Source organism: Bartonella sp. LJL80, assembly GCF_054871565.1.
Genome location: NZ_JBTXLM010000004.1, coordinates 181271 through 194414, shown reverse-complemented (window position 1 = coordinate 194414; position 13144 = coordinate 181271). Strand labels below are relative to the sequence as shown.

Annotated in this window: 9 protein-coding genes; 4 read left to right on the top strand and 5 right to left on the bottom strand. The window is 47.2% G+C overall.

The features are described 5' to 3' along the window. The first annotated feature begins 418 nt into the window (after nt 1-418). Both recG and ACYSNS_RS07755 read left to right on the top strand, forming a co-directional pair. On the top strand, nt 419-2527 hold the full coding sequence (recG, locus tag ACYSNS_RS07760; protein ID WP_461722577.1) for an ATP-dependent DNA helicase RecG: 2109 nt from the start codon (nt 419-421) through the stop codon (nt 2525-2527). Nucleotides 2528-2530: 3 nt separating this feature from the next. Beyond that, the gene (locus ACYSNS_RS07755; RefSeq protein ID WP_461722576.1) at nt 2531-3415 is read left to right on the top strand and encodes a phosphodiester glycosidase family protein; all 885 of its coding nucleotides are present in this window, start codon (nt 2531-2533) and stop codon (nt 3413-3415) included. 47 nt (nt 3416-3462) lie between these two features. Here the strand turns inward: ACYSNS_RS07755 and glmS are convergent, their stop codons facing one another. From glmS to ACYSNS_RS07740, 3 genes are all read right to left on the bottom strand, one after another. After that, complete coding sequence (glmS, locus tag ACYSNS_RS07750) at nt 3463-5286, bottom strand: glutamine--fructose-6-phosphate transaminase (isomerizing) (RefSeq protein WP_461722575.1); 1824 nt, start codon at nt 5284-5286, stop codon at nt 3463-3465. A 216-nt stretch (nt 5287-5502) separates the two neighbouring features. Beyond that, nucleotides 5503-6864 carry a bifunctional UDP-N-acetylglucosamine diphosphorylase/glucosamine-1-phosphate N-acetyltransferase GlmU gene (gene glmU / locus ACYSNS_RS07745; protein ID WP_461722574.1) on the bottom strand — a complete coding sequence of 454 codons (1362 nt, stop codon included), beginning with the start codon at nt 6862-6864 and terminating at the stop codon, nt 5503-5505. Nucleotides 6865-6882: 18 nt separating this feature from the next. After that, entirely contained in the window at nt 6883-7671 is a 789-nt protein-coding gene (locus tag ACYSNS_RS07740; RefSeq protein ID WP_461722573.1) for a cytochrome c biogenesis CcdA family protein, read from the bottom strand. A gap of 201 nt (nt 7672-7872) precedes the next feature. Here ACYSNS_RS07740 and mprF point away from each other — a divergent pair, with 201 nt between their 5' ends. Next, nucleotides 7873-10497 (top strand): bifunctional lysylphosphatidylglycerol flippase/synthetase MprF, encoded by a 2625-nt coding sequence (mprF, locus tag ACYSNS_RS07735; RefSeq protein WP_461722572.1) that lies wholly within the window; start codon nt 7873-7875, stop codon nt 10495-10497. Then, the gene (locus tag ACYSNS_RS07730) at nt 10494-11897 is read left to right on the top strand and encodes a virulence factor family protein (protein WP_461722571.1); all 1404 of its coding nucleotides are present in this window, start codon (nt 10494-10496) and stop codon (nt 11895-11897) included. The genes mprF and ACYSNS_RS07730 overlap by 4 nt, the downstream gene beginning before the upstream one ends. On the opposite strand, the gene ACYSNS_RS07725 is transcribed toward ACYSNS_RS07730, so the two are convergent. Continuing rightward, nucleotides 11888-12898, bottom strand: coding sequence for a CobW family GTP-binding protein (locus ACYSNS_RS07725; RefSeq protein ID WP_461722570.1), 1011 nt, complete (start codon nt 12896-12898; stop codon nt 11888-11890). The genes ACYSNS_RS07730 and ACYSNS_RS07725 overlap by 10 nt on opposite strands. 46 nt (nt 12899-12944) lie before the next feature. After that, nucleotides 12945-13142 carry a YbdD/YjiX family protein gene (locus ACYSNS_RS07720; protein ID WP_461722569.1) on the bottom strand — a complete coding sequence of 66 codons (198 nt, stop codon included), beginning with the start codon at nt 13140-13142 and terminating at the stop codon, nt 12945-12947. Nucleotides 13143-13144: the final 2 nt, after the last annotated feature.

Below are 13144 nucleotides of genomic sequence, written 5' to 3'. Positions count from 1 at the left end.
ACACATTGTAAGTGTGTAGCCAGCTCCTTTGACTGCACCCTTTTAAAATGCCGTCAACCAAATTCCTATAGTCGCAACGAACAAACTCACAGAAACAAATGAAAGAACATCATACAAAATATCAGACATACATATCTCCTTTTCACTTTATGTATCCTTTATGTTCTCTTTTTGTTCTGATATCAAGATAAAAAAATTGGGAAGGCAATACTCGTTAACAAACTGTAAATTGAAATATCGACCACTGAGTTAAGTCCAATCGGAAGTTACAATGACTTTATGCGCGCGCATCAGGTACTCGCAGGTCGACTTAGATTGGATTATACCCCGTCTGATGACATGTCGCTTCTGGACTTGTCCCCAACTAACGCCGGCAAGAGCACTGGTAAAAGGTTGCTATCAACGTTATTTTTAAAATATGCGACCATCTTTGCTTGATCCCTTCTTTGCGTCAATCCGCTCCCTTTCCGGTGTGGGGCCGAAAGTGTGCGCTTTACTCTCTAAGGTCCTCGGAATAGATCCCACCCAGGATGATCCACGGCTTATCGACTTGCTGCAACTCATGCCACACAGCGTTATTGATCGAAGGGATAGACCTGGCGTTGCTTATGCCAAGGATGGGGCAATTACCACGGTGGAGATAACTGTTGATCAACACCAACCGCCGCCAGCAGGACGCCGACAATTGCCCTACAGGGTAATCGGTCACGACGATACCGGTGAGATCACGCTGGTTTTTTTTCACGCTCAGCAACCTTGGCTTGAAAAACAGCTGCCGGAAGGCGAAAAGGTTGTCGTGTCTGGAAAGGTTGAATGGTTCAACGCAAAAGCTTCAATGGTCCATCCCGACCATATGGCATTGGCCAGTCAAAGTGATCTGATGCCGTTGATTGAACCAATCTATCCATTAACAGCCGGCCTTTCCGGTAAAACAGTCACCCGGACTGTACATGAAGCTGTCAGCCACATTCCGACATTGCCTGAATGGATTGATGAGAGCGTCGTTAGAAAGAATGATTTTCCTTCATTTTCATCAGCGCTTTGCCGCATTCATAAACCAGATGATCCGACAGATGTTTCTTTGGAAAGCCTTGCGCGACAACGTCTGGCGTACGACGAATTTTTGGCAGGCCAACTTGCCTTAGGTCTTGTAAGATTGAAAACAAAGAAGCTTTCAGGCCTATCGAAGCCTTTAACCGGGTACTTTACGGAAGCGTTAAACAAAGCATTACCTTTTCGCTTGACTGAAGGGCAGAACAAGGCGATCAGCGAGATCGCTCTGGATTTAGCCGCACCTGAACGTATGCTGCGTTTATTACAAGGCGACGTTGGATCAGGAAAGACCGTGGTAGCTTTAATGGCAATGGCTCAGATTGCTGAGAATAAAGGTCAATCTGCCTTGATGGCACCCACAGAAGTGCTCGCACGACAGCATTATGCAACGATCGCACCGCTTGCAAAAAAAATGGGCCTTCAGGCGATATTGTTGACAGGTCGGGAAAAAGGCAAAGTCCGCGAGGCTATTTTATCCGACATACGCGATAGAACAACAGCAATCATCATAGGCACGCATGCCTTGATACAAGATGGCGTAGAGTATCATAATTTATCTCTGGTGGTGATTGACGAGCAGCATAGGTTTGGCGTTCATCAACGGCTCGCATTGACCGCAAAAGGCACTATGCCGGACATGCTCGTCATGACAGCAACACCCATTCCCCGCACGCTTGTTCTTACGGCATTTGGTGATATGGATGTATCCAAGCTTTATGAAAAACCCGCAGGTCGTAAACCGATCACCACAGCGACTCTGCCGTTTGAACGTATGGGGGAGCTGTTAGACCGGGTTTCAGCCGCATTGGAACGCGGTGAAAAGCTGTATTGGATCTGTCCATTGGTTGAGGAATCTGAAGCACTTGACCTTACTTCTGTGCAGGATCGGTTTGAAACATTACAACAAAGATTTGGGAACTTAGTTGGTTTAGTTCATGGGAAAATGCCGGGAATCGAGAAGGATGCAGCGATGGACGCCTTCAAGCGGGGCGAAACGCGACTGTTGGTTGCCACAACAGTAATAGAGGTCGGTGTCGATGTGCCAGATGCGTCGATTATCATCATAGAACACGCTGAGCGATTCGGCCTTTCGCAGCTCCATCAGCTACGTGGGCGCGTCGGAAGGGGCGACAAGCAATCTTCATGCATTCTGCTATATAAAGGCCCGCTGGGCAAAATCGCTGAATCACGTTTGAACGTCATGCGCGAAACGGAGGACGGGTTCCGTATAGCAGAAGAGGATCTGCGATTGCGGGGCGAAGGCGAGCTGTTAGGAACACGACAATCAGGTGTGCCAGGTTTTCGAATGGCAGACCTGACAGCGCATAGTCATCTGTTGAATATTGCGAGACAAGACGCGCGGCTCATATTAGAAAAAGATGCAAATCTTGATTCGGAGCGCGGTGAAGCACTGCGTCTGTTGCTTTACCTGTTCCGGCGCAATGATGCGATCAAACTTCTGCGCGCGGGATAAAAGATGAAGAAGCTCAAAAAGAATCACATCATCACACCTATCCTAATTTTGCTTACCGGATTTCTTATTACACTTGGCGGTATTGCTTTCTTCAAAACATTGCCTACGAAAACACCACGAGAACCTATAGGCGTCATGCCTGAAACATCGAATCCTTCTCCCGACAACTTGAGGGATCATACATTTTGCAAACGAGAAACATTTGAAAATAAGTCTTACATTGTCTGCAGCGTTGATCCTTCAAAATTAAAAATTGCTCTATTTCTGAACGATGCGGCGAACCGACCGTTTAAATATTTTCGCAATATTGAGAAAATGCTTCAAACAAGGGGGCAAACACTCGCATTTGCGGTGAATGGTGGCATGTATCACAAGGATTATAGCGCCGTAGGTCTTTACATAGAAAACGGGAAAGAACTGCATCCCCTTTCAACGAAAGATGGCCCTGGTAATTTTCACATGAAGCCCAACGGCGTTTTCTTCATCCGAAATGACAAGGCAGCAATCCTTGATACGGAGGCTTTCAAGAAGATAAGTTTTATGCCGGATCTGGCGACACAATCAGGTCCCATGCTCGTAATAAATAACGCAATCCATCCGCGTTTCATACCCAATTCTCCCTATTTAGAATATAGAAATGGCGTCGGAGTAAGGGAGGATGGGACAGTTGTGTTCGTCAACTCCGAGATGAAAGTGAATTTTGATGAACTAGCGCGCTTTTTTCGAGATAGCTTAAAAACCCCAAACGCACTTTTTCTCGATGGTTCCATCTCCAGCCTTTATGCGCCAGAAATGAAGCGTTATGATTGGTGGTATGGCTTAGGACCGATCATCGGGGTTGTTATCCCCGCTGATGAAAAGCCAAACGATATCGATACAGACAAATAAGCAACACGTTCCAAACACAGATAAAGGCTGGAACGTGTTTGAGTAGTTTATTCGACGGTTACCGATTTTGCCAAATTCCGAGGCTGATCGACATCCGTTCCGAGCAATACTGCTGTATGATATGCAATGAGCTGCACAGGAATTGCATAGGCGATCGGAGCGACGAATTCCGGCACATCAGGCATGACCACTGTTGCCAAATTATCCAGCCCGGTTGCCAAAGCCCCTTTTTTGTCAGTAATCAGAATGATCCGACCACCGCGAGCAGCAACTTCCTGCATATTGGATACTGTTTTTTCAAACCACTTATCGTGGGGAGCGACAACAATGACCGGCATGTTTTCATCGATCAATGCGATAGGACCATGTTTGAGTTCCCCAGCCGCATATCCTTCAGCATGGATGTAGGACAGTTCCTTAAGCTTTAAGGCGCCTTCCAATGCGATAGGATAAGATGTACCGCGGCCAAGGTAGAGGATATTCTGCACATTCATGAGATCGCGACAAATCTGCTCAATCTGGATATCCAGCTTAAGAGCTTCTGTGATGATACGTGGCAATTCAGCTAACTCACGGACCAGTCTTTGCTCAGTATCTTCCGTTAGCTTGCCTCGTTTCTTCGCAGCAGCAACGGCAAGAGAAGCCAATGTCGCAAGCTGACAAGTGAAAGCCTTCGTCGATGCGACCCCAATCTCTGGCCCAGCCAAGGTCGGCAAAACGTAGTCGGCTGCGCGGGCCATAGTAGATTCCGAAACATTGACCACCGTTGCAGTTTTTACCCCAAGTTCGTGGCAGTAGCGTAGCGAAGCAAGTGTATCGGCAGTTTCACCAGATTGAGAAACGAATATCGACAAGGTATCGCTTGTCATCGGGGGTTCACGATAACGAAACTCAGAAGCAACATCATTGTCAACAATCAAACCAGCGATACTTTCAAACCAGTAGCGCGCAACTAAGGTAGAATAGAAAGCAGTACCGCAACTGGCAAAGCTCAAGCGATTGATATTATTCCAGTCAATCGGATTTTGCATCTCGCGAACTTTGCCTTTGGCAAGATCAAGATAACGCGCCAGAGTATGTGCTATGACTTCTGGTTGCTCGAACATTTCCTTTTGCATGAAATGACGATGATTGCCCTTGGAAACCAAAAAAGCCGCCCCCGATGAAGTAGTGACCGCACGTTCAACAACACAATCATTACTATCATATATCACGGCGCTATTACGCTTTAGAACAACCCAATCACCATCTTCCATATAACTGATGCGATCTGTAAATGGAGCCAGCGCAATAGCGTCGGAACCAACAAACATCTCCCCCTCACCATAGCCAATGGCCAACGGCGGTCCAGAGCGGGCGGCGATCATGAGATCGTCTTCACCTTCGAAAATCAGAGCGACGGCAAAAGCGCCCCGTAAACGTTTAAGGCTGGTACGCATGGCCTCCTGTGGTGTCAGACCATTTTTCAAAGCACGCGTCACAAGATGCACTACAGCTTCCGTATCCGTTTCGGTTTCGAACACATAACCATCGGCGATCAATTCGTCTCGAAGTTCCGCAAAATTCTCAATGATTCCGTTGTGCACCATTGCCAACTTATCGGTCATATGCGGATGAGCATTATGTTCCACCGGCGCGCCGTGGCTTGCCCAGCGGGTGTGGCCGATTCCCAGATTGCCTGCCAAAGGCATTGCACGTAATTTTTCCTCAAGATGTACAAGTTTGCCCTCGGCGCGCAAACGTCCAAGATGTCCATTATCAACAGTGGCTATACCGGCGGAATCGTAACCGCGATATTCCAGCCTTTTCAGACCATCTACAAGAAGGGGCGCCACAGCCCTGTTGCCGAGAATACCTATAATTCCGCACATGCTAAATTCTCCAACCTAACCTTATAATTCTGTTATTGGTCGCAATGTTTTGTATTTCAAGTGCATTCGCTGAAATCTTATTGAAAACACACGTGTTTCAACTCAAGCAGACTGTAAAGTTAATCATTTCAGCACTTTTTGGACAATAACAATCAATTCGTTCAAAATATTCACTCAACATGGAATTTTCTAAGACGCATCGGCTCTCGCCATTTCTTAACCGTTGCTATTTTTATTTTGTTTGATCGCTGCAAAATGCGCACGCAATACAGAAGCACGACCATCTTTGTTCACTTGATGAGAGCGCGCAAAAGCGACACTATCTGCAGGAACAGCTTTTGTTACAACGCTTCCCGATGCGACATAAGCCCCCTGCCCTATCTCCACCGGCGCTACCAACGCAGAATTGGAACCAATGAATGCGTTTTCACCGATGACAGTTTTCCATTTGTTAAAACCGTCATAATTACAGGTAATGGTTCCAGCACCTATGTTCGCACGAGCACCAATATCTGCATCCCCTATATAGGTTAAATGATTGACCTTTGCGCCCTCACCAATATTGGATTGCTTAACCTCGCAGAAATTTCCTACCTTGGAAGATCTTTGCAGGTTTGCGCCCGGACGCAAACGTGCGTAAGGCCCAACTTCAGCGTTTTCACCAACTTCGGCACCCTCCAAATGGCTGAAAGCGTGTATAATTGCGCCTTTCGAAACATGAACGTCCGGGCCAAAATAAACATTCGGTTCGATAATTACATCTGCTTCAATAACGGTATCGTATGATAGATAAACGCTATCCGGCTTTAGCATGGTAACTCCAGCCAATAGCAGTTCGTTTGCCCTACGTCGTTGCCATAAAGCATCTGCTTCTGCCAATTCTAATCGATTATTGATGCCAATTACATTATCAAATGGCACTTCAATTGCCCGAACATCCATCCCCTGTTTGCTTGCGATGGAAACGATATCCGTCAGATAGTATTCATTTTTCGAATTATTATTGTCTATCTTATCGAGTAGATCCAAAGCCAACTTTCCCCGAAGCGCCATCAAGCCGCCATTGCAAAAGGTAATATCTCTTTCAATGTTGGTTGCATCTTTCTCTTCGACGATGGCTATCAGCTTTCCATCTTGCTGCAGCAAACGACCATAACCGAAAGGATTATCAGTTTCAAACCCCATGACGACAATATCAGCACCATCAGCGAGTTGATGACGAGCTTGTTCAAGCGAGGAACGTTGTATGAGCGGTGTATCGCCAAACGCTATGAGAACATCATCATAATTTTCCTTCAACGCTGACCGTGCAGCCAAAACAGCATGCGCTGTTCCTAACCGGTCTTTTTGCTCAAAAATAAGCGCATCAGGCTCAAATTCTTTAACGGCAGCAGACACTTGTTCTCCACCGCGGCCAACGACCACTGCAAGGCGGGCAGAGCCCACAGATTGCATCTGGCGCACAACATGGCAAACCAACGGTAATCCGGCTATTTTATGCAAAACTTTTGGCAGAGAAGATTTCATTCGCGTGCCTTCACCGGCAGCGAGGATAACGGAAAGGCAGCTACGGCTCATGACTTACCCTTTTACTGATCAAAAGAGATTGCGGAAGAAGTTTGTTATATCAGACCAGCTTAACGCCTCAATAGTGCTAAGAGTTGGATATTGCTCCAATAGCCAGAACGAGAAATTTTGCATATAGCCTGTTAAAAATAAAACACCAGCGATTACGAGTAATATACCGATAAACTTTTCGACCTTGCCAAGGTGGACTCTGAAAGAGCCTAAAAACCACATGAACGCACTGGAAAAAACAGCAGCCAAAATAAAGGGTATCGCCAAACCCAAAGAATACACCCCGAGCAGAAAGGCCCCTTCTCCAACGGATTCTTTCGTACCGGCAAGTGTGATGATTGGGCCTAGAATAGGCCCAATACAAGGTGTCCATCCAAAAGCGAATGCAAGGCCAATAACGTAGGCGCCCAAGGGACCGGCCGGTGTTTTTCGCGTCTGAAAGCGCGCCTCTCGCGATAGAAATCCTATTTTGAAAACACCGAGGAAATTCAAACCAAAAATAATAATGATGACACCAGCTGCCATGGCAAGCCAGTCGCGATAATAACCGATAAAACGCCCGATGGTACTGGCACTCGCACCAAGTGCAACAAAAACTGTGGTAAACCCGAGGGCAAACGCAATAGCGGCAATTACCAGCGCAATCCGCACCGGCTGTTTCTCCGGCCTGTCTCCACTCCGGAAATCTTCCACACTTACGCCAGCCATGTAGCACAAATACGGTGGCACCAAGGGCAGCACACAGGGAGAGAGAAACGATAAGGCGCCGGCAAAAAAAACGCCTAAGGTTGAGAGTTCTAAAGACAAAGCAGAATTTCCATGTTTTTCTAATGCTTTTTATTCTATTTTCCTTGACGAGGAAACCATCTATTTCCGCGGTGTTTTTTGTAGTATTGCAGCGATGATTTCATCACAAAGATATGATGGCGTGGTGAAATCTGCAAACACAACTATGCCCTAAATAAGGCGCAGCTGACGTTAAGCATGACAACCGCGCGGAAACATACCATGGCAAATGAATTAAAAACGAATGAAGGACCGATTGAACCGAGCGTTGCAGTAATCCCGTCACGCTTACGCAGCCTTTTAAAAACATCAATTGCTCCACTTGTCGGTGTAACGATTGCTGCCATTTCATTTTTTGTTTTATGGGAGCTTTTAAAGACGACCTCCAGACATGAAACGATGGAAGCCTTCCGAAGCTATAGTGGAAGCAGTTTTTTCTATGCGATTCTGTTCACAGCTATAAGTTATTGCGGCATTGCCCTTTATGATGTGGTCGCCGCCAGAACCATAGCACCGGGCAAAATAGCTCCATCCGTGGCCGCTTTGGCGGGTTCTGCCGGATACGCCGTGTCAAACGCGCTTGGTTTCTCATTTTTGACCGGTGGTGCGTTACGCTATCGTGTTTACGCCGGTGAAGGCGTCGGAATTGCAGACATCGGACGCATCATCAGCATGTCATGGTTTTCGATGTGGTTTGCCTTGCTGACCATTATCGGTTTCGCGCTGATTTTTGAACCCGAGAATCTGCCTTGGATCGGCACGTTGAATATCACCGCGGATCGTATAGTCGGTATTTTTATTGCATGTGCATTGATAGCTTTGATTGTTTGGCTCTATGGTGGTGCACGAAACCTGAAAGTAGGGCCTCTATCACTTAAACTACCTGGCTCTCGTGGTGCAACGCTACAAATCATTGCAGGTCTTATAGATGTTATCGCGGCATCAGCGACCCTCTACGTTCTAATGCCAGCAGATATTCAAACCGGTTTTGCAGCATTTACACTTGTCTACGCCATTGCCATCGTGATTGGTGTAGCCAGTCACGCGCCCGGGGGGCTTGGGGCATTTGAAGCTGTTCTTATCGGCGGCTTAGGCTTGGCGGGAAACCCACATGCGTTGGCTGCGCTGTTGATCTATCGCCTTATTTATACAATCCTACCACTCATAGTCGCCGTGTTCGGCATGACCTGTTGGGAGTTGTTACGGCAACGCAAAAGGGTTTCTGCGAAAGCTGCGCAGGTATCACGTATCATAGAACCGATGATACCCCTTGTTTCTGCCGGCCTGACATTTCTTGCCGGCGTTGTCATGCTTATATCTGTCGTGACTCCTGGCCGACGCATTCGCCTTGATGTGCTATCAGATATTCTACCGCTTATCTTCATAGAGACATCAAACCTTGTGGCCAGTTTGATCGGCGTCACACTTCTGATCGTCTCCTATGGTCTTGCCCGTCGCTTGGCGAATGCTTGGTTCGTGACCACGTTCCTCCTGCTAATTGGTGCTGTGTTTTGTCTGACGAAAGGACTTGATTGGGAAGAAGCGACGATCCTCTGTGTCTTCTGTGCGATCCTATGGGTATTCAGACAATCATTCTATCGCCGCCCTCTCAATAATGGCCTCACCATCAGTTGGGCTTGGCTTGCCAGCATTGCCACGTTAGGCTGTGCTGTCTTGTGGCTCGGATTTTTCCTTTATCGCCATGTAGAATATTCGAATGAACTATGGTGGAGCTTCGCATGGAATGCGAATGCGCCAAGGTTTTTGCGCGCGAGTGTCGTAATCTTTTCCGTTATTGTCATCGTTGCGGTTTATAATATTATTCATCGTCCCGTCGGAAAGCAACGAAGGTCGGTTGCAATCATTCCCGATTGCATACCGAATCTTGTTGCCCAGTCACCACTGTCGGACACGGCCTTGGCGCTCTTGGGCGACAAACAATTTCTGGTATCCCCTAATGAAGACGGCTTTATCATGTATAGTCGTTCAGGCGGCAGCATGATCGCGCTTGGAGAACCGGTCAGCAACAATAAAGAAGTCATCAATGAACTCGCTTGGGAATTCCGAAAACGGGCAGATAGCGCTGCCTTGCGTACCGTTTTTTATGGTGTAGGCCCCGCTCATCTTCCCCTCTATCTAGACATGGGACTATCGGTTATAAAACTAGGTGAAGTCGCAAAAGTGTACTTACCTGATTTTTCGTTGGATGGCCCTAAACGCCAGCCGTTCCGATATGCAGAACGCAAAGCTGAGAGAGAGGGGCTGAAGTTCAGTATCATTCCAGCACATGACGTTGAAAATCATTTGGTTGCTTTACGCCACGTCTCCGACACGTGGATGGTATCGAAAGCAGGTGCGGAAAAGCGATTCTCGATCGGTTATTTTAATGACGACTTCCTAAAGCGTTACGACGTAGCGGTTATGATAAAAGACGACCAGATCGTTGCCTTTGCAAATGTTTGGAAAAGCGGTCAACAGCAAGAAATTACAGTTGATATGATGCGTTATCTCCCCAACGTTTCGAAGATCATGATGGATGCTTTATTTGCGCATTTGATGCTTTATGGCAAAGAGCAGGGATTTCAGTGGTTTAATCTTGGCGCTGCACCTTTGGCGGGATTATCGGCTAATAGACTGGCAGCCCGCTGGCATCGTATTGGTTCATTCATCTATCGCCGTGGACGGGACCTATATCATTTTGATGGGCTCAAAACATTTAAAGACAAATTTGATCCCGTCTGGACCCCTCATTATCTTATATGCCCCGGCGGTCTTGACACAGCAAAGGTGCTGATTGATGTCACGACGCTTATAAATGGCAACCCTCTGGAGTTTTTACGAAAATGACCATCCGACGCATATTTTTCGTAATCTTGTCTATCTGTATAATTGGTTTGGCCGCATACGGAATTTTGCACCGCGGAAAAATCAATAGAATATGGGCAGGGTTGATAGGCTCCACATCTCCTGTTGTTTACGCCGAAGGTGAAAGGTTGACCAGTATCCCCGTGTATGTTCCTCAGGGTGACATTCGTGGATTGGTGATTTTGATCTCTGATACTGGTGGAGCAAAAACCAGAGAAACTGATCTCACATCCGCGCTTCTGAAGCGTCACCTCATTGTGGCATCTGTAGACTTCGATACTTGGCGGGATACTTTGAATAAGGAAGATGGCGAATGTATCTATCTTGTCTCTGACCTTGAAGCATTGTCGAAGGATGTTTTGCGTCGATTGGATCTGGACGTTTACTTTCACCCTGTCCTTGCAGGAATTGGCGAGGGTGGCGCCATAGCCTACGCCGCAGCGGCAGATTCACCCGAAAATACTTTGGCGGGAACCGTTGTTGTGGATCCATCATTGTCTTCCCATACCCGGCTTCCATCCTGCACTGAAGATGTTCAAGCTGTGAAGACAAGTGACGGTGGTTATGCATATGAAATCAATGCAACAATTCCCTCCCCAGCAACCCTTATTAGAAGTGAGGGACCGGCAAATAACCCCAAGGATGCAGCCCGGCAGCATATAGCAGCCCTGGTTAGCGAGCCCTCCTTTGAAGCGCGCATGAAGAAAACGGCAGATGTAGCTCTTGACTATGCAATCCGCGATGCAGCGAACTCCGCACTGCCGGTCATCGACATGCCATCCACAAAACCGGCAAAGGCTTTGGTGATTTTCTTTTCCGGAGACGGTGGTTGGCGAGACATTGATATGGAGATAGGTGACTGGCTTCAAAAGCAGGACGTGCATGTTATCGGCATTGATTCGCTGCGCTATTTCTGGAGTAAACGCACACCGGAAGAGATGGCGACAGATATTGAGGGACTGGTCAAACAGGCCGACCCCGACGGCAAACTTCCTGTCGCTCTATTCGGTTATTCTTTTGGCGCCGATGCTCTGCCATTTGCCTGGCCTCTTTTGGATGAAACAGTGCAGTCGCAAACCGCGATGATAGCGTTGATGGGCGTTTCAACTACAGCGGACTTCCAAATATCAATCGACGGGTGGCTTGGAGGATCAGGAGATATGCCGGAACTGCCCGCTTTGCAAAAAATGCCGCGCGATAAAACTATCTGTATCTATGGCGAAGACGAGGATGATACATCATGTCCTGATCCTTCCTTAGAACCCATGCAGCGGATAAAGCTTTCAGGCGGGCATCATTTTGATGAGGACTATCAGAGTCTTGCCAAATCTTTGCATGCGCTTCTACTTGAGAAAGCGGGATTAACAGGTGATCAACCCTGATAGACACATTGCGAGAAGCTTAATTGTAATGTTTCAGCTGGAATATTCCGGCCGATAACGACCAATTGGGATCGTTGGCGTTCCTCCTCTAACCAATGATCCCCATAGTCAAAGCCCACAATCTTGTGTACGCCTTGCACAATCAGTTTTCGATCGTCATCATGAACAGCAAAAATACCTTTATAGCGTAACATGTCATTGCCATATTGTTCGACAAGCGCTTCCATCCATGTTCCGATTGCGTCTGTATCCAGTAAACCTGCATCAAACACGTAACTTTTGATGTTGTCGTCCCAGGATTGCGTGCTTACCGCCTGAGCCACACCAAACATATGACTTTGCGGGTTTCGCTGTGTTACAGCTGTTGGCAGATCAGAATTCAGCTGGAATCCACCGATGTGAAGCCACACATTCGCATCACAACATCCATAGTCTACCGCTACAATATCGGCCTTCACGTTCATCGCTTTCAGGCGCGATATAACCGATTGCTTTGTTTGTTCATCAACAAGATCGGTTTTGGTCAATAAAATACGATCAGCAAAACCGATTTGCGCTGCGGCTACGGCATGTTCATTCAATTGTTTCATAATATGAACACAGTCAACCACGGTGATACAGGCTTCAAGTGCCAAAGTGTTTCTCAGGTTCTCATCAATGAAAAAGGCCTGCGCAATAGGCGAAGGGTCAGCCAGTCCCGTCGTTTCTACGATGATGAGATCGAAATCCAGCACGCCGTCTTCGTGCTGACGCATAAGATCAGTCATTGCAGCTGTGAATTCGCCTCTGACACTGCAACAAACGCAACCATTGCTTAATTCAACAACACTGACGTTTCGGGATTTATTCAAGAGCGCTCCGTCGATACTCGCGCTACCAAACTCGTTTTCAATGATTGCGACACGTAAGCCCGCGTCTCGCTGCAAAATTCCATTAAGCAACGTTGTTTTACCAGCGCCGAGAAAGCCGGTAAGGATAGTCACTGGTATTAAAGATGCCATAACATGCTCCTCACACAGAATTTCAACTCAACTCGGTGCTTCATACCTAGCAACAGCGAAATCCGCCTTTTCCACCATAGCGAGCATCTTGACGTTCACGGAAAAATTCTGGGTAGGTCATTGGCTCCTGATCAGGATGAGTCAATTTCATGTGCTGGACATAATTGTCATAGTCAGGCACACCTACCATCAGTTTGGCGGCTTGTCCGAGATATTTGCCCGCGGTCGACAATCGACGAAACATAA

Bases quoted from the DNA above. Each gene is read 5' to 3' on its own strand.
- glmS (WP_461722575.1), bottom strand. From the start codon at position 5,286: ATGTGCGGAATTATAGGTATTCTCGGCAACAGGGCTGTGGCGCCCCTT.
- mprF (WP_461722572.1), top strand. From the start codon at position 7,873: ATGGCAAATGAATTAAAAACGAATGAAGGACCGATTGAACCGAGCGTT.
- ACYSNS_RS07725 (WP_461722570.1), bottom strand. From the start codon at position 12,898: ATGGCATCTTTAATACCAGTGACTATCCTTACCGGCTTTCTCGGCGCT.
- ACYSNS_RS07755 (WP_461722576.1), top strand. From the start codon at position 2,531: ATGAAGAAGCTCAAAAAGAATCACATCATCACACCTATCCTAATTTTG.
- recG (WP_461722577.1), top strand. From the start codon at position 419: ATGCGACCATCTTTGCTTGATCCCTTCTTTGCGTCAATCCGCTCCCTT.
- ACYSNS_RS07720 (WP_461722569.1), bottom strand. From the start codon at position 13,142: ATGTTTCGTCGATTGTCGACCGCGGGCAAATATCTCGGACAAGCCGCC.
- ACYSNS_RS07730 (WP_461722571.1), top strand. From the start codon at position 10,494: ATGACCATCCGACGCATATTTTTCGTAATCTTGTCTATCTGTATAATT.
- glmU (WP_461722574.1), bottom strand. From the start codon at position 6,864: ATGAGCCGTAGCTGCCTTTCCGTTATCCTCGCTGCCGGTGAAGGCACG.